Annotated in this window: 16 protein-coding genes; 9 read left to right on the top strand and 7 right to left on the bottom strand. The window is 53.3% G+C overall.

Annotated features, from left to right (window positions below; genetic code table 11):
• Positions 1-6 precede the first annotated feature (6 nt).
• Complete coding sequence (locus ACFSSA_RS01465) at positions 7-651, top strand: NAD(P)H-dependent oxidoreductase (protein WP_386817992.1); 645 nt, start codon at positions 7-9, stop codon at positions 649-651.
• Here ACFSSA_RS01465 and ACFSSA_RS01460 read toward each other — a convergent pair.
• Positions 648-1,250 (bottom strand): hypothetical protein, encoded by a 603-nt coding sequence (locus ACFSSA_RS01460; RefSeq protein WP_386817991.1) that lies wholly within the window; start codon positions 1,248-1,250, stop codon positions 648-650. The genes ACFSSA_RS01465 and ACFSSA_RS01460 overlap by 4 nt on opposite strands.
• Before the next feature lie 9 nt (positions 1,251-1,259).
• Positions 1,260-2,741, bottom strand: coding sequence for a DNA recombination protein RmuC (locus ACFSSA_RS01455; RefSeq protein ID WP_386817990.1), 1,482 nt, complete (start codon positions 2,739-2,741; stop codon positions 1,260-1,262).
• A 117-nt stretch (positions 2,742-2,858) separates the two neighbouring features.
• Here ACFSSA_RS01455 and ACFSSA_RS01450 point away from each other — a divergent pair, with 117 nt between their 5' ends.
• From ACFSSA_RS01450 to ACFSSA_RS01430, 5 genes are all read left to right on the top strand, one after another.
• A complete protein-coding gene (locus ACFSSA_RS01450; RefSeq protein WP_386817989.1) occupies positions 2,859-3,482 on the top strand; it encodes a superoxide dismutase in 624 nt (207 codons plus the stop codon).
• A gap of 197 nt (positions 3,483-3,679) precedes the next feature.
• Positions 3,680-3,865: a hypothetical protein gene (locus ACFSSA_RS01445; protein ID WP_386817988.1), complete on the top strand. Its 186-nt coding sequence runs from the start codon at positions 3,680-3,682 to the stop codon at positions 3,863-3,865.
• A gap of 89 nt (positions 3,866-3,954) precedes the next feature.
• On the top strand, positions 3,955-8,688 hold the full coding sequence (locus ACFSSA_RS01440; RefSeq protein WP_386817987.1) for a DUF6923 family protein: 4,734 nt from the start codon (positions 3,955-3,957) through the stop codon (positions 8,686-8,688).
• Between the two features lie 89 nt (positions 8,689-8,777).
• Positions 8,778-11,396, top strand: coding sequence for a hypothetical protein (locus ACFSSA_RS01435; RefSeq protein WP_386817986.1), 2,619 nt, complete (start codon positions 8,778-8,780; stop codon positions 11,394-11,396).
• Between the two features lie 66 nt (positions 11,397-11,462).
• Positions 11,463-12,818 (top strand): hypothetical protein, encoded by a 1,356-nt coding sequence (locus ACFSSA_RS01430; RefSeq protein ID WP_386817985.1) that lies wholly within the window; start codon positions 11,463-11,465, stop codon positions 12,816-12,818.
• 58 nt (positions 12,819-12,876) lie between these two features.
• On the opposite strand, the gene ACFSSA_RS01425 is transcribed toward ACFSSA_RS01430, so the two are convergent.
• Both ACFSSA_RS01425 and ACFSSA_RS01420 read right to left on the bottom strand, forming a co-directional pair.
• On the bottom strand, positions 12,877-14,403 hold the full coding sequence (locus tag ACFSSA_RS01425; RefSeq protein ID WP_386817984.1) for a PhoH family protein: 1,527 nt from the start codon (positions 14,401-14,403) through the stop codon (positions 12,877-12,879).
• A 267-nt stretch (positions 14,404-14,670) separates the two neighbouring features.
• The gene (locus ACFSSA_RS01420) at positions 14,671-14,979 is read right to left on the bottom strand and encodes a hypothetical protein (protein WP_386817983.1); all 309 of its coding nucleotides are present in this window, start codon (positions 14,977-14,979) and stop codon (positions 14,671-14,673) included.
• A gap of 108 nt (positions 14,980-15,087) precedes the next feature.
• On the opposite strand from ACFSSA_RS01420, the gene ACFSSA_RS01415 reads away from it, so the two are divergent.
• Both ACFSSA_RS01415 and rlmN read left to right on the top strand, forming a co-directional pair.
• The gene (locus ACFSSA_RS01415) at positions 15,088-16,368 is read left to right on the top strand and encodes an OmpA family protein (RefSeq protein WP_386817982.1); all 1,281 of its coding nucleotides are present in this window, start codon (positions 15,088-15,090) and stop codon (positions 16,366-16,368) included.
• Positions 16,365-17,453, top strand: a complete 1,089-nt coding sequence (gene rlmN, locus ACFSSA_RS01410) for a dual-specificity RNA methyltransferase RlmN (RefSeq protein WP_386817981.1) — start codon at positions 16,365-16,367, stop codon at positions 17,451-17,453. The genes ACFSSA_RS01415 and rlmN overlap by 4 nt, the downstream gene beginning before the upstream one ends.
• Here the strand turns inward: rlmN and ACFSSA_RS01405 are convergent.
• A complete protein-coding gene (locus ACFSSA_RS01405; RefSeq protein WP_386817980.1) occupies positions 17,436-17,861 on the bottom strand; it encodes a hypothetical protein in 426 nt (141 codons plus the stop codon). The genes rlmN and ACFSSA_RS01405 overlap by 18 nt on opposite strands.
• An 86-nt stretch (positions 17,862-17,947) precedes the next feature.
• Between ACFSSA_RS01405 and ACFSSA_RS01400 the strand changes: the two genes are divergently transcribed.
• Positions 17,948-20,311 (top strand): heavy metal translocating P-type ATPase, encoded by a 2,364-nt coding sequence (locus tag ACFSSA_RS01400; RefSeq protein ID WP_386817979.1) that lies wholly within the window; start codon positions 17,948-17,950, stop codon positions 20,309-20,311.
• A 1-nt stretch (position 20,312) separates the two neighbouring features.
• Here ACFSSA_RS01400 and ACFSSA_RS01395 read toward each other — a convergent pair whose 3' ends face one another.
• Together ACFSSA_RS01395 and ACFSSA_RS01390 are read right to left on the bottom strand one after the other, a co-directional pair.
• Positions 20,313-20,621 carry a hypothetical protein gene (locus tag ACFSSA_RS01395; protein ID WP_386817978.1) on the bottom strand — a complete coding sequence of 103 codons (309 nt, stop codon included), beginning with the start codon at positions 20,619-20,621 and terminating at the stop codon, positions 20,313-20,315.
• Between the two features lie 166 nt (positions 20,622-20,787).
• Complete coding sequence (locus tag ACFSSA_RS01390; protein ID WP_386817977.1) at positions 20,788-22,428, bottom strand: ABC1 kinase family protein; 1,641 nt, start codon at positions 22,426-22,428, stop codon at positions 20,788-20,790.
• Between the last annotated feature and the right edge of the window lie 37 nt (positions 22,429-22,465).

Raw genomic sequence — 22,465 nt, 5'->3', positions numbered from 1 at the left:
CTTATCATGTCCATCTCACCAAGCGAGTTACTATCTGCTCTGAATTTCCGCTACGCGACCAAGGTTTTCGATTCTTCTCAAAAAATTTTACCTGAGGTCTGGTCGGCTATTGAGACATCTTTGACGCTGACTCCATCTTCCTTCGGGCTTCAGCCGTGGAAGTTCCTCGTGATCGATTCCCCGGATATCCGTGAAAAACTCAAGGCGGAATCCTGGGGGCAGAGCCAGGTGACGGATGCCTCGCATCTGGTGGTTCTTACGGCGCGCACAGATCTCTCCCGGCAGGATATCGATTCCTGGATCGCACGGCTTTCGGAAGTGCAAGGCACACCTCTCGATGCTCTGGCAGGGTTATCGGGCGTGATTTCTTCTTTCTCCTCTGGCAAAACCCCAGCTGAGCAACAGGCGTGGAACGCCCGGCAGGTCTACATCGCGCTCGGGCAGCTGATGTCTTCAGCAGCACTCATGGGGATCGATTCGTGCCCTCTCGAGGGAATTTCCGCCGATGGATACGATGAGGTGCTGGGCCTGAAGGATAGTGGGTATGCGACAGCCGTGGCATGTGCGCTCGGCTATCGCTCCGCGGATGACAAATACGCAGTAGCGCCGAAAGCGCGTTACCCGCACGAGCGGGTGATCGTCCATATTTAAAGCGGATCTTTTTTAAATATCGCCACCCAGCGATCCACGCTTTTTCCTTCGGCATCCGGTAGCTCCCGGGAGAACGGATGCCGGAGATTTACGAGAATCTGTGCTCCACGTGTGCGCAGGCTTGCAACCAGGAGCTCGTGCTCCAAATCGAAATAGGACGTGCAGACAAGCACTCCGCTATCGTCCAAAGCGGCCAAGGCTTCATCAATGATCCCTTCCCAGACCATAGGCTCATGCCAGTAATTCTGATGACGGATGAAAATGAGATCGAACTTTGGCAGCAATTTCATCCTGCCGATCATGGCGGCATTTCCTTCACGGAAATCGATTTCACCATCCACTAGCTCCCAGCGTCTTCTGGCCTCCGCCACCGCGTCCGCCCGCAAGTCCATCCCGAGGTAGAATCCGCATTCTGCCGGTGCGATGGCAGTGGAAAGCACACCGGTCTCGTCCGCCCGTCCGCAGGCGAGATTCAGGATCGACAATCGCCCGCTAAACCGTAACCCGGCGGTAGTGAAAGCATGCTTGAGCAACGCTCCAAGCCGCTGGATATCACCGTCGATACCCTCGTAGGAAAAAGGAAGCCGTTGGATGATCATTTGCCCTTGCTAAAAGTCCTCAAAAGCACTGCGGAGATCGCTGGCTGCATTTTTGGAGGCGGTATCTTTCTCCGGGACGAATGCGAAATCGTCAGCGGCTTCGATATCGACATCGGGATTCGCAGTGAGCAATGGGCGGGTGCTTTTATCGATCGCATCAAGATCAGGAAGAGTCATCCCCTCTGGAGCGGCTTTTAATGCCTCAAACTTCCGGGCCGTGCTTAGCACGCGGGTCTCGTAGCAGCCAATGGCGCTGTTATAGTGGCTTACCGCGCTATTGAGCGAGTTGCCAAGCTTGCCGAAATGTTCCGCCAGTTTCCCGAGCCGCTCGTGCATGGTGCGGCCAAGTTCCGAGATTTCTTTTGCATTGATAGCCAGAGCCTCTTGTCTCCAGCCGTAGGCTACAGCCTTGAGAAGCGCGATCAAGGTCGTCGGAGTGGCGAGAATCACACCATTTTCCACACCGCGCTCGATCAAGCCGGGGTCTGCCTGGAGAGCTGCGGAAAAGAAGGATTCGCTGGGTAGAAAAAGCACGGTGAATTCAGGATTTTCGGGAAACTGTTCTGTGTATTTCTTCGAGGAAAGCTGTTGAATATGATCGCGTAGCTGGCGGGCGTGCTGAAGAAGGAAATTCGTGCGCTCCTTGTCATCGGCGGACTCAAGTGCATTGAGGTATGCGTCCATAGGTGTTTTGGAATCGATGACGATTGTTTTACCCAGAGGTAGTTTCACCACCAGATCCGGACGCAGGCGCTTGCCTTCATCGGTCGTGACCGATGTCTGGAGGGAGAAATCGCAGTGTTCCTGCATCCCGGCGAGCTCGACAACGCGCCGGAGCTGCATTTCACCCCACTGGCCGCGGCCGGTCGGCTGGCGCAAGGCTTTCACCAGGGAGGCGGTTTCCCGTTGTAACCCAAGCTGGCCTTCGCCGAGGGCGCGAACCTGCTCCTTCAGCGCGGAATAAGCGCCTTCACGGATTTTCTCGATTTCCCCGATGCGGAGCTCGAATTTTCCCAAAGACTCGGCTACTGGCCGGACGAGCGATTCGATCGCCGTTTTCCGCTTTTCAATATCACCTTTCGCTTCTTCAGTCTGGGCGGCGAGGGTGGACTTGGCCAGATGGAGAAATTGCTCGGAGGCACCCCGCAGTGCGTCTGCAGAGAGAGCTTTGAAGGTGTTTGATAGTGTGGCCTCCGCCCGCTCCAAAAGGGCTTGTTTCTCATTGGCGGCTTTGCGCTCCGCATCCAGGCGGCTGGTGAGCTCGCCAAGCTGTGTGCGGTATGTGAGGGCTTCTGTTTCACTGCGCTCCGCTTCAGCTTCGGCATTCGCCAGCCGTGCTTCGATTTCCGCGGAGCGGCGCTCTTCCGCCTTCAAGCGCTCGAGAAGCGCGGATTTGCCACTGCCGGCTGCAAGAAATGTAATAAGCCAGCCAACAAAAAGGGCGACTAGTGCCGTGGCAATATATGGGATATAGGGTTCAAGTTCTGACATGGGAGATTTCTGCTTGCGGCCAGGGAAAAGCTAGCGTTGATGTAAGTTGTTGGCGGGATCATGCTTTCCCTGTGTCCCCGCGACAATTCAAACCAGACAAACAACCACTTTTATATTATGGCTTATACATTACCTGACCTCGGATATTCCTTTGACGCGCTCGAGCCACACATCGATGCGAAAACTATGGAAATCCATCACGACAAGCATCACCAGGCTTACACAGATAAGCTCAACGCTGCGATCGAAGGCAAAAGCGATCTCGAATCCAAAAGCGCGGAGGCACTTATCTCGGATCTTGCAGCTGTGCCGGCGGATATCCGCACTGCGGTGCGCAACAATGGTGGTGGATACGTGAACCATTCACTTTTCTGGAAAGTTATTTCTCCGGGCGGTGCCAGTGCACCCTCCGGCGACCTCGCGGAAGCGATCGACAAAGCCTTTGGCTCTTTCGAGGATTTTAAGAAAAAATTCGCGGATGCGGGTGCGGGTCAATTCGGCTCCGGCTGGGCGTGGCTGTGCAAAAAATCTGATGGCTCGCTCTGTGTCGGCTCTACGGCAAACCAAGACAATCCGATCATGGGAGAAGAGTTCGGCGGCTGCGGCGGCACTCCAATCCTTGGCCTCGACGTCTGGGAGCATGCTTACTACCTGAACTATCAGAACAAGCGCCCTGCTTACATCGATGCATTCTGGAACGTGGTTAACTGGGATGTTGTCTCGGAAAACTTCAAGGCATAATCCGCCTCCCAGATCTGTTTCCCAAAAGCCACCGGAGAAATCCGGTGGCTTTTTTTTGTGTTCTGATTGCCGGCCTTTGAAAGCGCCGGCTCCCTCCGCGATGACGTAGCCGTGAAGGCGTTATACCGCGAAAGCAAGTGGGAGGGTATAAAGTTAACGTAATCGCCTCCTGAAAGCCTCAACCAAAAAATAAGATCATGAACATTATCTCCTTCTACAGCCTCACTCAGCTCAACAGAGCGGAAGAATCCGGAAGTAGCCACGCGGCAAGGCCTAGTGGAAGCCGTGGGGAAAATAATGTTGTCGCCGGTCCTTGGACGGGCTCCGCGCAGGGGATTCCCCCTGTCGCAGGCGTGATCATCAGAGGACCGTGGAAAGCTTAATCCGGAGTTTCGGGAATTATAAATCTTCAGAATTTACTATGAAAACATGTTTTAGAATTATCTGCGCTTTGGCGCTCCAGCAGAATATTATGGCTGCTGACGCTGACGCGGATACCATCGTGGATACTGTGGAGTTCGATAACTTCAGCAGTGTTTCTTCCGATCTTGTGGTTGCTTCCGGAGCTTTTGGTTCAGGTGCTTATGCCGGCTGGAAAGGATCCGTCGCGGAGACAACCGCCCATGGGCTGGCCGCGCTCGAGTTCAATGATACCGAGTCCGGCTACGGCTATTTCCGTATTACCGAATGGACAGGTGATCAGTCTGCTTCGATCGGATCACATCTGAAGTTCGGTATTCTGGTAAAGAATCTGAACGGGAAGTGGGCTACGACGACCACGCGGGATGTGGCGTTTGTTTCGAACTCCGGAGTCGAAATCAACATGGACTTGAAGCATGGCTTTTTCGAGAGTCAGCCGCCGGCGGCTGCCTTCGGAGAAGTTTGCCAGTATTCGGTGCCGCTGACTGCTTCCGCCTTCGAGGCGACCCAGGAAAAGTTCGAGGCAGTGATGAAAGACCTCAGGCACATTGAAATCCGCAGCGAATTCTGGAGCGGTGTATCCGGCCCTGAGTCTTTTCTCATCAATGCGGGAAGCTATGTGGATGTGAATCCAGATACCGATGGTGATGGAATCAAAGACTATCTGGATAAAGATTCCGATGCCGATGGAATCAGCGACTTGATCGAACAAGATGCGGACTCAGATAACGATGGACTTGCCGATTACCGGGATAGGGACTCAGATAACGATGGCATTCCGGATGCGATTGAAGGAACTGCGGACGTCGACGGTGACGGAATCGCAAATTTCCGGGACACGGACTCTGATGGCGATGGAAGGACGGATGCCGAAGAGGGTATTGCAGATCCGGATAATGATCGTATCGCAAACTATCTTGATACAGATGCCGACAATGACGGGCTTAAAGATTCCGTGGAAGGTAGCGCTGATAATGACGGCGACGGTCTGGCAAATTACCTGGACGCGGACTCTGATGAGGACGGGATCCCGGATGGTGCCGACGGCGATGTCGATGGTGATGGAATCCCGAATGCTGAAGAATCCTTTGCCGCAAAGGGAGGTATCGAACTCGTTGCCAACGGAGATTTTACTTTGGGAAATACCGGGTTCTCCACCTCGTATAAGAAAACGCTCGGCCAGATAGATCAAGGTGTCCCACAGCCTAATGGGGCGTATGAGATCACCGAGGATGCGAATGGGGCAACGGTGAATTTCCTTTCCTTCGGAGACGCCAGCGGCGGCGGAAATATGATGGCAGTGCTGACCGGACCTACGGTAGGCGAAGTAGTCTGGAGTCAACAAGTTCCCGTAGAGCCGGGGATGACTTATGCGTTCTCTGCGGCGGTGGCCACGGCGATCCCCAATTTAGGGCCAGCGCTTGATCTGAGGGTCAACGGAGTTTCTCTGGGAGTTCCCGTAATTGGAGGTGACCCAGGCGAATGGGAGCGCACTTATGCGGCATACTACAATGAGGGCGCTACTTCGGTGAAACTGGAAATTGTAAGCGCAAAGACGACACTCCAGGCATCGGCTTTCGGTCTGGATGATATTTCCTTCGTGCCTTTCACCACCGACAGCGATGGTGATGGTGCGGCGAATTTTATCGATCTGGATTCTGATGGCGATGGCTTGCTCGACGCATTTGAAGGAAAACTTGATGTGGATGGCGACGGATTGCCGAACTTTTTGGATCTGGATTCCGACGGAGACACCATTCCCGATTCCATTGATGGGAGCAGCGATATCGATGCGGACGGGCAGCCCGGATACATTGATACGGATTCCGACAACGACTCAGTAGAGGATTTCCGCGAAGGTTCGGGGGATTTCGATGGAGACGGTATCCCGGATTTTGAAGATACGGATTCCGATAACGATGGAACGCCGGACGCTCCAGGTGAAGACAGCGATAAGGATGGACTATGGAATTCCGAGGAAACACTTACTCTGGATACCGACAACGACGGCACAAAGGATTATCTCGACCTCGATTCCGATGGCGATGGTGCTCTGGACGCTGTGGAAGGCTTTAATGATACCGATGCGGATGGAATTCCCGACTATCGGGACTACCAGCCTGCCTTTGCGGGTTCCGGATTTGCATTTGAGTCATATAATTCTCCCACCCAGTTTGCGCTGGTGGATGTGAACAAAGGCGTCTTCATCAAGATCGGAAATACCGATCACGGATTGACCTACAATGCAATCGCCTACAACACGGCGGACGATTATATCTACGGGCTTGATACTACGACGAATTCTCCCGAGTTGCTACGTATCGGCAGTGACGGCAGTATCATCAGAATGGGAAAAATTGCGGGTCTCCCCCGGTCATATGTGGCGGGAACTTTCGCTGATGACGGGCTCTATTGGGTTTCCGGCGGTGGTCGTCTTTTCGGCATCAACGTGAAAACAATGAGCGTTGAGAAAAATTTTGCCCATAGCCCGAACCCGAACTCCACAGAGATTGACCTGACGTTCAATCCGGTGAATGGGAAAATGTATGGCAGCACGAGCAATGGTGGCTTTTTCGAGGTTGACCGGACGAACGGAAATACCATCGTTCTCGGAAATAATGGAAAAACTTTCGGTGCCTTGATCTGCGATTTCAACGGGGCGGTCTACGGCTTTGATAACCGCGGCACTGGTGCGTATCGCGTAAACCTTGTGAACGGAAGTGTAACTTGGGTTGCCAGTGCGCCGAAAACAAATATCAATGACGGGACGATCAATTCCAACGAAATTCTAGTCGTTGATACAGACGGCGATGGTATCTCCGATGAATACGATATCGATGATGATAACGATGGCACACAGGATGACTTCGAAGGAGGAACCTATAATCCGAATGGTGACGAGGACGGAGATGGTATCCGTAACTGGACAGACACAATCGATAATGGAGACAATGGCGATGGAACGCTCACCGACTACACCGATAGTAGTGGAGACGGTATTCCGGATGCCTTTGATGTGGATGGAGATGGAACCCCGAATCACCTGGATACGGATTCGGATGGAGACGGCCGCTTGGATGTGGACGAGGCTCCGGGTGATGCTGATGGGGATGGCCTCCCCAATACCCTTGATGCGGATTCCGATAACGATGGCTTATCCGATGGAGAAGAAGGCGATGGCGATACCGATGGTGACGGCATTATCGATTATCTCGACGGCTTCGACGGTCGTGATGAAGATGGCGATGGTATTCTGAATGGTGACGAAGGGCGCGGAGACTTCGATGGTGATGGTATTCCCAACGCACTGGACACAGACTCAGATAACGATGGTGTCAGCGACCGCGATGAAAATGCCCGCACCGGACTTGTCCTGGATTCTGATGGCGATGGATCTCCGAACTTCCTGGACGAGGACGACGATAACGACGGGATCCCGACAGATCTTGACCCATGTCCACTCTGCAATCTGGAGGACAATTACATCGAGTTCCAACTGACGGATGCCCAGCTTCTCAGCTACGGCGTAGACCCAACCTACTACAGCTATGCCCGCGATGTATGGAATGAGGTGAAGACCAAGCTCAATTGCAATACCCAGGGCATTCCTCTGGAGGATGAGAAGCGTGGCTTTGATGAAGAGCGTTTTTATCTGGAGGAGGACTCCGAAGTCTTCGTAACCGTCATCTATGATGGGGCAAAACATGTGAACTCTGTCGCGTGGTATGATGCTGCGGATCCTGCAGGCAGCTGGGATGTATTCTGGAAAAAGTTTGGAACCGGCCCAGCCGCACCGCTGGTCCCCGGCTCGACTGCCAGCCTGGGCATCCTACCTGCGGGCACGGAATTGAGGCTCGGTCTGGTGATGGATGGCGGAAATGCGGGAGAGCAGAAAATCTATCAGGACTCCTACATGAATATCGGTGGCTTGGAAATGGTGGCCTCACGGATCGAGGTTTCCGGAGATAAGCTCGTGCTTGCCTTCGAGGATCAGTTGGCAGCAGGACGTGATAATGACTTCAATGATGTTATTGTGATGATCGAGATCGTCCCAACTGCACCTGCTACACTTCAGTTTGGCCGGGATGGCTTGAACTCAAATGCGGTTTCATCGGTTCTCGATTCTCTCGGGCTCAATGATCCTGCCAATGAGATCACTGCGGATCTTTTCCAGCTTCCTGCTTCAGGACCGGTCAGTATTGAGCTGCTGCGTGATGAGAGTCCGTTGGATTTCACATTGTCGCTGGTTGATTACGGGAAGATCCAAACGGTTGTCCCAGGCTTGCTGGAATTCCGTGAAATCGCTGCTGCCAATGCAGTAACGGTGCTCGATAACCGCAATGCAGATGTAGGTGATCGGGTGACCTTTGATCCATCCGCTCTTGGTCTAGCTGGAAAGCAGGTTGTTCTGATGCTTCTGCCGCACAATAAGCTGGATCGGTTTGTGACGAATCCATTCCGTTACACTCCAAGGGGAGCGGGGGATAATACCAAACGCCAGCCGTTGTTCTCCATGATCAATGCCAATCCTGGTTCCTTGGATCAATTCATGAGCTTCACTGATGTCGATAGCACGATCATCGCCATCGAAGACCACAGCAGAGTTTCCAGCCGTGAGGCCGGCGAGGCGAGTGATTCGAATTTCTCCGACACGTGGCTGCGTATTACACCTGCCCTTGCTCCGATGAGCTTCGGAGGTGGCGGATATTATCAGGGAACTCCGGATCCAACGCTCGATTGGGATGGGATTGATGGATACCTGAAAGGCCAAAAAGGCGATTTTTAATTGGATGTAAGGAACGATATAACCGGAGGACGTTAGGGTTCTCCGGTTATATGCTTTTAAGAATGTAGTTTTTCAAAGCTAATGGATGAATGAGTGCCAAATATATATCGATTCCATGCTTTCTTGTGGCAGCCTTAATAGGATTGGCACGTGGGAACGAAGCGCCGCACATATTTATTCATCCGGCGGATATGGATATTTCGGGAAATGCCAGGCTCTGGGTTTCCCCTTCCATTGATGATGATGGTCTCCCCGCCGCGGGCGGTTCGTTGGTTGCCTGGGAGCTGGTGGGTGGCCCGGCCTCCGGGTGCTTCATCTCCGCTCCGGCGGCGGCGGATAGTTTTTTTACTTTTACCGAGCCAGGTGACTATACCTTGCGGCTGAATGTTTCCGATGGAGAGCTTGGATCCAGTAAAAAATTATTTGTGAAGGTCGATTCCAATGGAATTACGGATCTGGGATTTCTCGAAGTGTCCGACGAGGCATATCAGGCGGCTCGGGATAAATGGAATTCCGTGCGGAACCAGTATTTTACAGGTGTGTTTGATCCCGCAGTCAAAGGTTTTGATGAAAACGCATTTCATCTCACTGAGGATAGCGAAGTGATTGTCACCCTATTATTTGATGGTGCGGGAAAGAACAGCTCTCTGGCGTGGTATGACAATGCGTTATCGGAATTGCCGCCTGGTGGTCAGGTAATCTGGAGTCATGTCGCTACAGGCGCGGACGGTCCCCTTGAGCAGGGATCCCGGATGAGCCTGGGCTTGTTGAAAGCCGGGACGGATCTACGCTTTCTCATTTCTTCGAGCAACGGGGAAAATGTAATCTGTCAGGATGCTGCTAGAAATCCTCTGGGGAAGGTATTGGTTGCCTCCAGATTTTCCCAATCTGACGAGAAGTCCATCGTCCTGGCATTTGAAGATGAGCCAGCAGGAGATGGGAGCTTTGATGATGTGGTTATTCAGATCGACATCATTCCGCATGCCAAGGAGGTGACCCAGCATGATGATGTCATTGCCGGTCAAGCCGGTCTAATGAGCGATCTGGGCTCCCGCGGTGTGAAAGCCAGATTGATTGCTGAGATGATGGATCTGCCCGAATATGAGATAACGGGAGGAGTCTTCCAAATGCCTTCGGAGGACATTTCCTACCGCATCGATTTCCTGGACGATCGGTCGCCGATGAAATTTAGTCTGGGCGTGGTGGAGCTGGATACCGTTTCCGATCTCGGTGCTTCCAGCCTGCTATTCCGCGAATGTGCGGTGAAATACGGACATATTCTTATGGATGACAGGACCCTGGATCCGGGTGGTTTTGTGAATTTCCGTCCTGCGGATTTCGAGCTACTCGGGAAGCGGGTCGTCTTCTTTGTCATTCCGAATAATATAAAGGACGTCTTTCTTTCAAATGCCTGGAGATACACCCCCAAGGGAAGTGGTGATAATACAAAGAGGCAGCCGCTCTTTTCCGCTGCTGATGCGAATCCCGGCGCGAAAGATCAGTTCTTGCTGTTTGGAAATACTGGAAAGACCGTATTACTGATCGAGGATCGTGCACGGGGTGGGAGCGCGGTCGAGGCTGGCGAGCTGAGTGATTCCAGCTTCGACGATGTCCAGCTGAGGTTCACACCGTCATTGAAAATGGGCGAGCGTTACGGAGCGTTTTACGGGAGTGCGCTAGGTAGAACGATGGGTCTTTTCCCCGGCAATGGATTGGTGCCGGATTCATCATCCTTTGATGTCGAAAAGGTTTTGGATGCGGCCAGGGGGACGAGCCGGTGGAACGTATTGTTCACCACATTGAGCCGTCCCGATGGACAGTTTCTGCGTAACGAATATGGGGAGTCGCTGCCGGTTTCAGAAAATGGCGCCCTTTCGGTGAACAAAGATTGGGAAGCGGGAATTGAAGACCAATTTTTTATAGAGCAGCAAAGATACGGAGCGGATGTGATAGAGACGGGAATCATTCTGGATGATGAGGAATTGATCGCAGAAGGGATAAAAATGATTGAATGGGGATTCGCGCGCCAAGCTAGTGACGGTTCGTTTCCCGGCACCGGGGACGCAGTGCACAGCGCGTCGCTTTTTCTGGAAGCTGCAAGCAGGGCGGGCCTGGCTCTCCGTAGACATCAGCCGCAGATGTATCGCAATACGATCCGAGAATGGCGGAGGAAATGCCAGTTGTGCGCACATTGGTTCGTGATCGCTGATGATGCGGGAAGTAGCTCGAACCTTTTGCCCTTTGGACACCGGTATTTTCTCCGTGCGGCGGCGTTACAGCAGACCGCATGGTTCAGCCGGGATCTCACGCTGGAGGCATTGGCGGACGAATACATTGTGGCGGGCCTCGCAGCTCAGCAGGCGGACGGTTGTTTCGTGGAAAGAAACGAATTCGATCCCAGCTACCAAATGGTGGGGATGGCGTTTGCTTCCCGATATCTGGCGACGAGTAGGAATGAAAATCTCAGAACACAACTCAGCCAGGCGATGTGGATTGGTGTGTCACGTTTTCTCGCCGACGTCTCGCCAACTGGTATGATCTATATCAGCCCGACTTCCAGGACTGCTTCCGAGCTTTCCCGCAGCGGCAATCCGAAGCGTTTCGATTACAAACATTGCCTGCGCACACTTGTCATGGCTGAAGACGTGCTTCAGATGCCGGGGGCGGAAAATGCCGCGTTGCTGATTTTGGAAAAAAGCATGGAGTAATTTGCGTCCGGAAAGTTAATTTTAGTTCATATGAAGATCCGTCGTGCCTTACTATTTTTTTGCATTGTGAATTCAGCTTTTGCAGCTGGCGAGTGGAAGGAAGTCGTGGCAGCGGACGGGGGATCTTTTGATCGTCTCGGGCAGGCGATCGCTTGTTCCGGAGATCTGCTCGTTGCCGGTGCCACAGGTGATGATGACTTGGGCAATAATGCGGGTGCGGTTTATCTCTTTGATACGGCGAATGCGACTCAACTGAGAAAATTGCGGGCCCATGATGGAGTGGCAGGCGATTCCTTTGGTGCGTCAGTTGCTGTGTCAGGGACGCGGATTGCGGTGGGCGCACCAGAAGATGATGATGCCGGTGATGCCTCCGGAGCTGTTTATTTGTTCGAGACCACCCGGCTGGATGAGGCTGGCTACCAACCCATGAAGCTTGTCGCGAGCGATGCGGCCGCAGGCGATGAATTCGGGTATTCCGTTGCAATAGGGAATGGTTACGTGGTTGTCGGGGCATGGAAAGACGGGGACAGCGGTGATAACCGCGGCGCTGTCTATATCTTTGATGCCTCAAGCGGAGCTCAGCTGCGAAAGCTTACAGCCTCCGATGCTGCTCCTTCGGATCAATTCGGAGGGGCGGTTGGGATCAGTGACAGTTTCGTGGTGGTGGGATCGCCTTTTGCGGATGCAAAGGGTGTGGATTCCGGAGCTGCCTATTTCTTCGATAGCGCGTCGGGCAACCAGCTGAGGAAAATCACCGCGATTGATGGAACGACTGGAGACGTCTTTGGCGCTGCAGTAAGTGCGTATGGCGGGAAATGTCTTATCGGTGCTCCCGGTTTTGACAGCAATGATTCTGACACGGAATTAGGTGCGGGAAAGGCTTACTTATATGCTCTCACCACCGGCAGCCAAGTCGCTCAATTGAGCCCCCGGGATGGAGCTGCGGATGACCGGTTCGGCAGTGCGGTCGCATTAGAAGACCTAGCGGTGATTGGTGCTTTTTTTGATGATGATGGGGCGAGCTCCGCTGGAGCGGCTTATGTTTTCGATCTCACGGGCGTGCAGAAACATAAGCTGGTCCACCCAAGTCCTGCTTCTTCAGACTTCTTCGGTCAGGCAGTCGCCATCTCGGGAAGGAACGTTTCAGTAGGAGTTCCTCAGGACGATCCTTCGGGCTCTTCGAGCGGATCCATTTCTATTTTTGATATAAGCGGGAGTGCACCGGATCTGGTGGTGAGTATCTCCGGGCAGGATGTGGTCCTGACATGGATTGCTGCGCCTGGTGCCACGTATAGAATTCATCATTCCTCGACATTGGCTACCTGGGAGCCTCTCTCGGGAGTGCTGGGTGGAGGCAGCTACACGCATGTATCCGCGCTGGGCGAGCCACGTAGGTTCTATATTCTGGAGGAAATAAAATAGCCACGCGGCGGAGTAGATTCCGCAACGTGGCTATTTGGAAATCCAGGCCGATTTTTTTCTACATCAACTGTGCTCCAGCTTCCGCCAGCTCAGAGCGTTCTCCGCGGTTCAAGGCGACGTGGGCGGAGAAAGGCTGATCTTTTAGCCGGTTCCGGGTGTAAACGAGTCCATTGCTACGGCTATCAACGTAGGGATTATCGATCTGTGCCGGATCTCCCACCAGGACGAGCTTTGAATCACGGGACATTCGGGTAACGATCGTTTTCGCCTCCTGCGGGGTCAGCTGCTGGGCCTCGTCGAGAATGAAAAACCGGTTGGGGATGGAGCGTCCACGGATGTAGCAGAGAGCTTCTATTTCCAGGATACCTTGTTCCATGAGAGCTTCGTAAGGCTTCTTGGGTGGAGTGCCGCCGGGATTTGGTTTGGTCTGTTTCCGTTTCGGACCGAGAGGAACATTCGGGCGCATCAACAGATCGAGAGCGTCATGGATTGGTTGCAACCAAGGCCGCATTTTTTCATCCAGCGATCCTGGGAGAAATCCCAATTGATCTCCCATGGAAACTACCGGTCTACTCACAGTGATACCGTTATATTTGCGGTTGAACATTTCATGCAAGCCTGCGGCTACGGCCACAAGAGTCTTTCCGGTTCCGGCATGTCCATAGCAGGTGACGAGTGAAATGTCGGGATTGAGCAAAGCGTCGATCAGGCAGCGCTGGCCGAGATTCAATGGCTTGAGGGACTGTCCGTCGGGAATTTTTAAAACCTCCGGTATGTTCAATCTGACGAACTTTTTCTCAAACTGCAATCTAGCGGGAATCGTCTGTTTATCTCCGCAGCAGAGAAGCACATACTCATTGGTGGAAATATTGTAATAACGCTCTTGATCGATCGTTAACTCGCCGCTGCTCGCAAAGCGCTGTAACTCGGAGGAATCCACCTCGATACGGCGGACCTCGTAGTTCGATACTTCGCGGGCGTCGACCTTGTCATTGAGATAATCCTGGCATTCTACGCTGACGGCCCGTGCTTTGAGCTGAAGATTGATGTCCTTTGTGATGAGGGCGACCTGCCCGTCCGGATTGTATTGCTTCAGAAGGAAGCAAGCGGCAAGAATGCGGTGATCCACACGCTCACGGTCCGGGAAAATCCGATAAAATTGTTTCAATTGATCCATGTTATCCGGACACGCATCCGGATCATAAATCACCAAACGTATCGTGCCTCCGCCTTGGGTGGCTACGCCTCCCGTCACCGTAGTGGCACCGGAAAAAATATCGGTAAGGCGCCGATGGACCCGGCGGGCATTCGCTCCCCGCTCCGATTGCTCGCTCTTGAATTTATCCAGCTCGGCAAGGACATCCACCAGAATGCAAATGTGGTTTTCTTTGAATCTCTCCAGGCACGCTGGATCGTGCAGCAGCACATTTGTATCCAATACGTAGTTCTTGCCCATTTTGGACGGAGCCTTGAGGCCAAACTCTTCGATCGCTTTTGCCGCTGATCGACGGGTTTTGCGTGGTGGGGCGACGGCGTTTGTTTCTTCAAATAGTGCAGGTTGCATGGCCTCTGTGTTGGGGTTCATGGGGTTGATGTTTATAATTCAGGCGTGAAAAGGTAGCGCACTGGCAGGCGGGAGAAGTAGATGGAGCGTGCCGCGAGGTAGCATCACGGGAGCATCCGGTGGGATCGAAACCGATCCGTTCATGGCTTTCAAAAGGCAGCCAAATGACATCTCTTTTGATCAAGATACATCAACTATCATCGATCCATTTGGAATAACAAGTTAAATGAAAACGCCTGTCATTGGCGTGACAGGCGTTCCGTTTCAGAAGGTTTTATGATGCGGTTATCAGCTGCTCAGGCTGCGCTCGGCTTCCAGCCAATCGCTATCGTGGTCACCCGGAAGGCCTTGTTCCACACGGCGGCGGTAGTTGAGATAAGCGGCCTTCGTGATTTCCTCCAGAGTTGGTGCTGGCTTCACGCTGGCTGTTTTCTTGGCAGTGGGCTTTTTGACGGCTGATTTCTTGGCGACAGGCGCGGCCTTTTTCGCTGCGGGCTTGCTCTCGGTCTCTTTTTTTATAGGAGTTTTTTTTGCCGCGACTTTCTTTGCCGGAGCTTTTTTAGCGGCGGCTTTCTTTGTTGTTTTCTTGGCTGGCATATTATTTCTGGAGGTTGTGATATGGGATTAGCACGTTTGGTGCCGAGAACGCCATAGGCAGATTTTTCCAGCATTGCCAGCTTGATTCCATAGTTTATTGTATCCCCTATGGAGCAGGAAATTCGATGGAGCGACTCGCGCGATACGGGTAGTTACCGGCTGCCGGGGCCGGAGCATCTCGGGCGCTGGGCAGCCGTCGCGATGTTTGTTTCTCTGCTGCTGCATGTGATGGTTTTCTTCGCTCTGGACCATGTCAAAATCGCTCTGGGCATCCAGCAGAGAGAGGAAATTTCCACTCAGCCGGTGAACGTGAGGCAGATAGAAGTCCGTCCTTACGAGCCTCAGAATGCTCTGCCGCCGGAGGAGACAGTCACTCCGCCTGATGAGAGTGCGGCGCTTCTCGAGGAAGTGGATCTGCTGGACCTGCTTCCGGAAGACGTAGAAGTGGATATCGCTCCCAATATTCTGGATCCGGAATACGCCTTGAAAATGTCCAATCCGTTGGCTGAGGGAGATCTGGATGCGGTGGATTCCGCGGTTTCCACAGAGATTGATATGGAAGCTGATTTACCGGATTTCGGCAGAATGGAGGAGGATTTGAAGCCTGCCGCGATAGGCCAGATCACTGTCGATCCGGGCGCTGTGCAAGTGGATGATGGCAAAATGACCGATTTCACCGACGAGCTTATCAAACAGGGAAACAACGGATTGGTGGAAAACGGGAAGCTTGATGGAATTGAATCGCTGGATGATTTGCTGGATCTTCCGCCGAATCTGTTGCTGTCGAAAAAGACCTTGCTTCCGAGTGATCTGATCTTCGAGTTCAACCGCTCCGAATTGCGGGAAAGCGCCAAGATCGGGCTGATGAAACTTGCCCTCCTGATAGACAAGAATCCCAATCTCTACTGCTGGATCGAAGGTCATACGGACCTGATCGGCGGGGAGGAGACGAACCTTGTACTTTCGAGAAAGAGAGCGGAAGCGGTCAAAGCTTATTTGGTCGAGTCCATGCGGATGGATCCGGACCGGATCATCACAAGAGGCTATGGAAAAAGCCAGCCACTCATCACCTCCGGGGATGCCGATGCCCAAGCACCGAACCGGCGTGTCGAGATCAAGATGCGCAAAACTCCCCCTGGCGACGAGCCGATCAAAATTACTCCAAAGGCAGAGCCCGTCCCAACGGCGAAGCCGGTGCCTGAGGAAAAGCCGGCGCCGGAAGTCAAGCCTGCCGAGCCGGAGCCGCCAAAGGCGATCTTGGTGAAGCCCAATCTCAAGGCGATCCCTGTGGAGGAGCCGGAGCCGCCAAAGGCGCAAATCGTGGTTCCCCGTGCACAACCGGTTGAAATTTCTCCCCGCGCACCCCGCGCACTCCCTGTCGAACCGTGAAACCTTCTTCTTCTTCTATTTCTTTACTTGGTCTGAGCTTTTCAGAGCTTTCCGATGCGCTGCAGGCCGATGGCGTTTTATCATTTCATGCGAAGGCGGTCTGGCGTGCCATTCATCGGGATCATGTCAGGGATGCCGATTCCGGCGATTTCCTTCCTCCCGTGAAAAAGTGGTGGGAAGCAAATGTGGGGCAGGGAAAAAAGTATTTTCTCGATACTCCCACACAGGTGGAGGAAATCCACAGCAGCGACGGATTGACCCGAAAGTATTTGCTGCGTCTACAGGATGGTCAGGTCATTGAGACAGTTCTAATGGGCTACGATGGCCGCTATACCGCCTGCCTCAGTTCTCAGGCGGGCTGTGCGATGGGTTGTGTGTTTTGTGCCACAGGTCAGATGGGTTTTGTGCGTCATTTGACTGTGGGTGAAATCGTCGCCCAGGTCCTGCATGTCCGCCGAGCGCTTGCAGCCAGCCATCCGCACCGTCGTTTACGGAATATCGTTCTCATGGGAATGGGAGAGCCTTTGCATAACTATGACGCGGTGATGAAGGCGATGGATACGGTTTCCGATGTGCGCGGATCATCCATCGGCCCTTCTCGAATCGCAATCAGCACGGTTGGCTACGTGCCGCATATCCTCCGTATGGCGGAGGAGGGACGTCCCTACCGGCTGGCGGTGAGTCTGCACGGATCCACAGAAGAGGAACGGGTGTCTCTGGTTCCTACCAGCAAGAAATGGAATTTGGAAATGCTCATCAATACTTGCCGGAGCTATTGCGAAACGACGGGGAAGAGAATCTTCTTCGAGTGGACGTTGATTGCGGGGAAAAACGATTCTCCGGAGACAGCGAAGCGTCTGGTCGCGTTACTGGAAGGGATCGACAGCCATGTGAACATTATCCCGCTCAATCCGACAAATGGCTTCGAAGGAATTGCTAGCGAGAGCGGTCTGGCTTTCCAAAAAATTATCCGTGAGGCGGGTATTCCCTGCACCTTCAGGCAGCGTCGGGGCATCGATGTGGCTGCGGGCTGCGGCATGCTGAAGGCGGAGAAGCTCAAGAAGGATTTACTCAACAAGGGGTGAAAAGCTGGCACGACGGGCTGCCGGTGAATAACTGGTTTTCCCCGCGCTAATTTCGAGCCAGGCGGGGTAAATACGACCTTTCTCCAGCTTCGCAATGGGACCGGGTCCGGCAATCTTTCGCCCGGGATTCTCGCTGATGTAGCGGATAACAATATGGTCGCCAATTTTTAGTCCGGTGATCGTCCGCTCGACTTTGATAATTTTTGCAGTCACTTCCTGGGCCCTGTCCCCGCTGAAATCAAAGAGACCCGTCCTTGTGCTGGTGATGTCCACCACTTGAATCGTCAGCGCCTCCGGAGAGCTTAGCTGCATTTTCCTATAGGCTTCCGGAGCTAACTCAGCTTGGGACTCCAAGGACGTGACGAAAATGGCAGCGAGCACGAGACACAAAGATTTCAGAGCGTTCATTTGGATATTTTTATAAGCTGGCGGAAAAAAGCTCCAGTCCATTCAGCACTCGCACAATATCCTGGAACGGCGTATCAATAATCCGAATGAAGAACGAATCCTCGATACCGGACATTCTCGGAGAAAATATTCACGAATTGGCCGACCGGGAGGGGATTCTGGAAGTTAATGCGGATCCAAAGCATGGTCGCCTGGAGATTGCGTATGATCCCGATCAGCTGAGCGAGGCAGATCTTAGAAAAGCTGCGGAACTTGATGCCGGCGGTGTGGCATTGGATTTGAAAAAGCTGAGCTTCCGATTGGAGAGTTCCGGCTGCGAGGCGGGTGCTTTGAGGCTAGAGAAAAAGGTGGAAGCCATCCACGGCGTCCGGCGGGCAACGGCAACCTATCTGGGAAAAGTTCTCTGTCTGACCTTTGACTCATCGCTGGCTCCGGAAGGCGAGGTCTTATCCGGGCTGCGGGAAACCGGGGCGAATCTCGCACCTTTGGAGGTGAGTAAGAGGAAGCGGAAATCTTTTGTGGAAGAGTTGCGATCTGGGCGTCTCAATGAGGAAATTTCCTGTGCTCTCGGATTGATGTTTTTGATAGCTGCATTGCTGGCAGGCAAATACCTGGCGGCACCTTGGGCGAGTGGTTTATTTTACTTCCTTGCGTATTTTTTCGCGGGGCAGGAAGGCGTGAAGTCTGCGATTGCTTCCCTGCGCGAGCGCGTTCTCGATGTGGATGTCCTAATGGTTCTGGCTGCTCTCGGTGCTGCGGTGGTTGGGGCCCCTTTCGAGGGGGCGTTGCTCCTCTTCCTGTTCAGTTTTTCCAATGTTTTGCAGAGGTATGCGATGGAGCGCACCCATCGGGCGATCGAATCCCTGCTTACCTTGAGGCCCGAGCAAGCGCACGTGAAGCGCGATGGCCGCACCGAGTTGGTGCGTGTGGAGGATTTGCAAATTGGCGAGACGGTTGTCGTAAAGCCCGGCGAACAAATCCCTGTGGATGGCGAGCTTTCGGAAGGCAGCACACACGTGGATGAAGCATCGTTAACAGGCGAGTCCATGCCGGTCTCCAAGGAAATTGGTAGCAGTCTTTTTGCCGGAACGATCAATCAAAGCGGTGGCATCGAGCTACGCGTAACAAAGCGTTCCGAGGATTCTGCCCTTGCGCGTATGGTGAAACTGGTGGCCGAAGCCCAAGCCGAAAAATCCAAAACGCAAAGATTTTTGGAGAAAGCGGAACAGTATTACGCAATGGGAGTGATTCTTTTCACTGGCTGCGTTTTCCTGATTCCCTGGGCGCTATGGGGGGAGAGCTTTTCCGCGGCATTTTATCGGGCGATGACGGTCATGGTCGTCGCCTCTCCATGCGCACTGATCATCAGCACGCCCGCCACAGTCCTGTCAGCTGTCGGTGGTGCGGCGCGGCGCGGAATTTTGATCAAGGGTGGCTCGCATCTGGAGCGGGCAGCTACTATCGATATCGTAGCTGTTGACAAGACAGGCACCCTGACGATCGGGAAGCCTTCGCTTACGGAAATAGTGACACTAGACGGAATCTTCGGGTTCGATGGGCAACTGCCTGATAATTTAAGGGGAATCCTTCGCTCGGCCGCTGCATTGGAGGTGAGGTCGGAGCACCCCTTGGCCCATGCGATTGTCGGCTCTGCGGAAAAGATGGGAATGGAACTGCCTTCAGCGACAGCTTTCCAGTCAATCACAGGTAAGGGAGCCGAGGCTACGATTGAAAACATCCGTTATATCATCGGTAGCGAAAGATGGTTCCGCGAGGCAAATGCCGTGAATCTTGCGAAGCTTTTGAGAGAAGCGAAGAAGCTTCAAGAGCAAGGACGCAGCTGCGTATGGATGGGGACGAAAAAAGATGACAAGGTGGAGGCGATCGCTGTCCTAGCGATGGCCGATACCATCCGGGAAGAAGCCAGGACATTGACAGAAAAGCTCCATCAGCTCCGCGTGAAAAAAGTGGTGATGCTTACCGGTGATCACGGCATTGTAGCCCGGTCCATCGCACGGGAGGCAGGAGTGGATGAGGTGTTTTCCGAGCTACTTCCGGAAGACAAGCTCCACATCATCCGCCAACTCAAAAAGGAAGGTCGTGTGATGATGATCGGGGATGGTGTGAACGATGCCCCGGCCCTGGCCACTTCAGACCTAAGCGTGGCCATGGGCGCGGCTGGGACAGATGTGGCCATGGAGACGGCGGACGTGGTATTGATGGGTGATAGATTGGAAAATATTCCTCTCCTTTTAAGTCATTCGAGAAGAGCCAGGAGAGTGCTGATGCAAAATCTGATCTTCGCCTCGGCGGTCATATTGGTTTTGTTGGCAGCGTCGCTAGGCTTTTCATTACCTCTCCCCGTGGGTGTTGTCGGTCACGAGGGCAGCACGGTTCTGGTTTGCCTGAATGGATTGAGACTTTTGATGATCGGCCGTTCCTTCAGCTGAATCAGCGCCGTTGGAGTTCATGGCTTGGAATAAATACTGAGGCTATTCCGCCGAGTATGTTCTTCACGAATTTATAGCCTAGCCACAGGACTGCGGCGCACATCCCTATGGCTACCACCAACACGAGAAGGATAAAGCCAAGGACGATCCATAACGGCATCCATCTCGCGTCCAGCTGTCTTACTTTTCCCTGCCATTTCCGCCAATCCTTCCACTCCTGCCTGGTATGATCCGCTGCTGCACGTGGGTCTACGGCGATCCCGTCTATTTCGACGACTTCCGCTTCGATGGTTGGCTCTGTCTCGGTCATTCTCAGTCCAGTATAATACGGAATTTGGAATGTGCATCCGTCTATTTATCGGAAGAAATTAAAGGCGGCCCGACCGATCATCCCCAGGGAAAACCCAATAACCCAGGGCGTCTCAGTCGGACCGCCGATCATAATTAAGCACAGGCCGTGCCAGGTTTTCTGATTTTTATTCATCTTTGATCAAAATACTCGCGATCAGGATGAAGGAGCCGATGACCGCGATGAGGAAAAAGATCATGGCAAGCCCCGGATAGCCCCAAATACGGAAACTGGTTCCCACGCGCGCGAGCATGGATGACGCTAGCACGAAGGATGATAGGATCAGACCGATCGTGATACGGTTCGCCACTTTCTGCAGACCGAGCATCAGTTTGTGTTCATCGATCGAATCCACTTTTACCCGAAGTTTGTTTGTCGCCACCAGTTCCAGGATTTCGTTCATCCGTCTGGGGAGGGCACCCAGGAAATCCTTTGTTTCCGTCATTGCCCCCATCAGCGATGCGATCGAAAATGAATCTTTCACCCGTGAGGCGGAGATGGTTTCGAGATTTCTGCGGATCGCGGAGGCGGGATCAAATCTAGGTGAAAGAGCGATCCCCACCCGGTCCAGATTCATCAGGGTTTTCCCGAGCAGATTGATTTCCGCGGGGATGCGGATGCCGGAATCGGCGCACGCACTCATGACCAGCAGCACGATACTGCCAATCTGCAGACCCGCGAGATCGCTCTTGTGGGACTCCCCGACGAGATCTTCGATTCGGTTTATGAAACCAGCTCGGTCAATCCCTTCGGCACGAGGTTCCCCGATGCGGATGGCGGCTTCTGCGGTTTGTATCCCATCCCCATGGCTTATTCCTGCGAGCAGGTGAACCAACTGATCGCGGAGGCGCTGGTTCAATCGTCCGATCATGCCCAGATCCAGAATGGCGATTCTGTGATCCGGAGTAAGTAGCAAATTCCCGGGATGCGGATCCGCATGGAAGAAGCCATCCACCAGGATTTGCTGCAGATAGGCGCGGAAAAGCTCGTCCGCGAGCACCTCACCATCCAGGTCCGCTAACACCGTGCCTGAAAGGGAAGTCACTTTGCTGCCGGCTAGATAATCCATAGTCAGAACCATTGAGGTGCTGTAATCATCAATCACCTCCGGAATGGCCAATTTTTTGAATTCGCGGAGGTTTTCTTTGAGTTCCTTCAGATGTCTGGCTTCTTTCTGGTAATCCAGCTCGCGCATCAAACTGGTCCGGAATTCCGCAAGTATCCGGCCAACTTCATAACGCTTCCCAAAATCTGTGTTGTCATCCAGAAAGTCGGCGATTTCCTGAAGGCTTTCCAGGTCGGTAATGATTTCTTGGCGGATGGCGGGACGCTGAATCTTTACCGCTACCTCGCGTCCTCCGCGCAGCCTTGCCCGGTGAACTTGCCCAAGAGACGCCGCGCCTATTGGTTGTTTGTCAAAAAATTCGAAGGCCTTCGAAATTCTCACTCCCAGTTGCTCCTGAACCACCTTTTCGATCGCTTCATAAGGCACAGGCTCCACATCGTCCTGCAGGCGACTGAGCGCATCCATGTAAACGGGGGAAATCAAGTCGCTCCGGGTGGAGAGCAACTGTCCGATCTTCACAAATGTCGGCCCCAGTTTCTCAAGGTCGTTTGCGAGGTCTTCTGCCGAGGCTTTTCCTTGGGTTTCTTCGATATCTGTGCTGGACGCAAAGTCTCCTTGTTTTGCCAGTTCGGAGTTGCCGTGTTTGAGAAACAACATTGCGACATCCTTGTAGCGCTTCAAGTGAGTTGGACCAATTTTCATAGAAAATCCTTATTGCAGGCAGCGTGCCTTGTTTGGC

It is taken from the genome of Luteolibacter algae, assembly GCF_042683045.1.
In the GTDB taxonomy this organism is placed as follows: domain Bacteria; phylum Verrucomicrobiota; class Verrucomicrobiia; order Verrucomicrobiales; family Akkermansiaceae; genus Luteolibacter; species Luteolibacter algae.
Note: the sequence above shows the minus strand (reverse complement) of the source record. Positions and strands in the feature narration are given on the sequence as shown.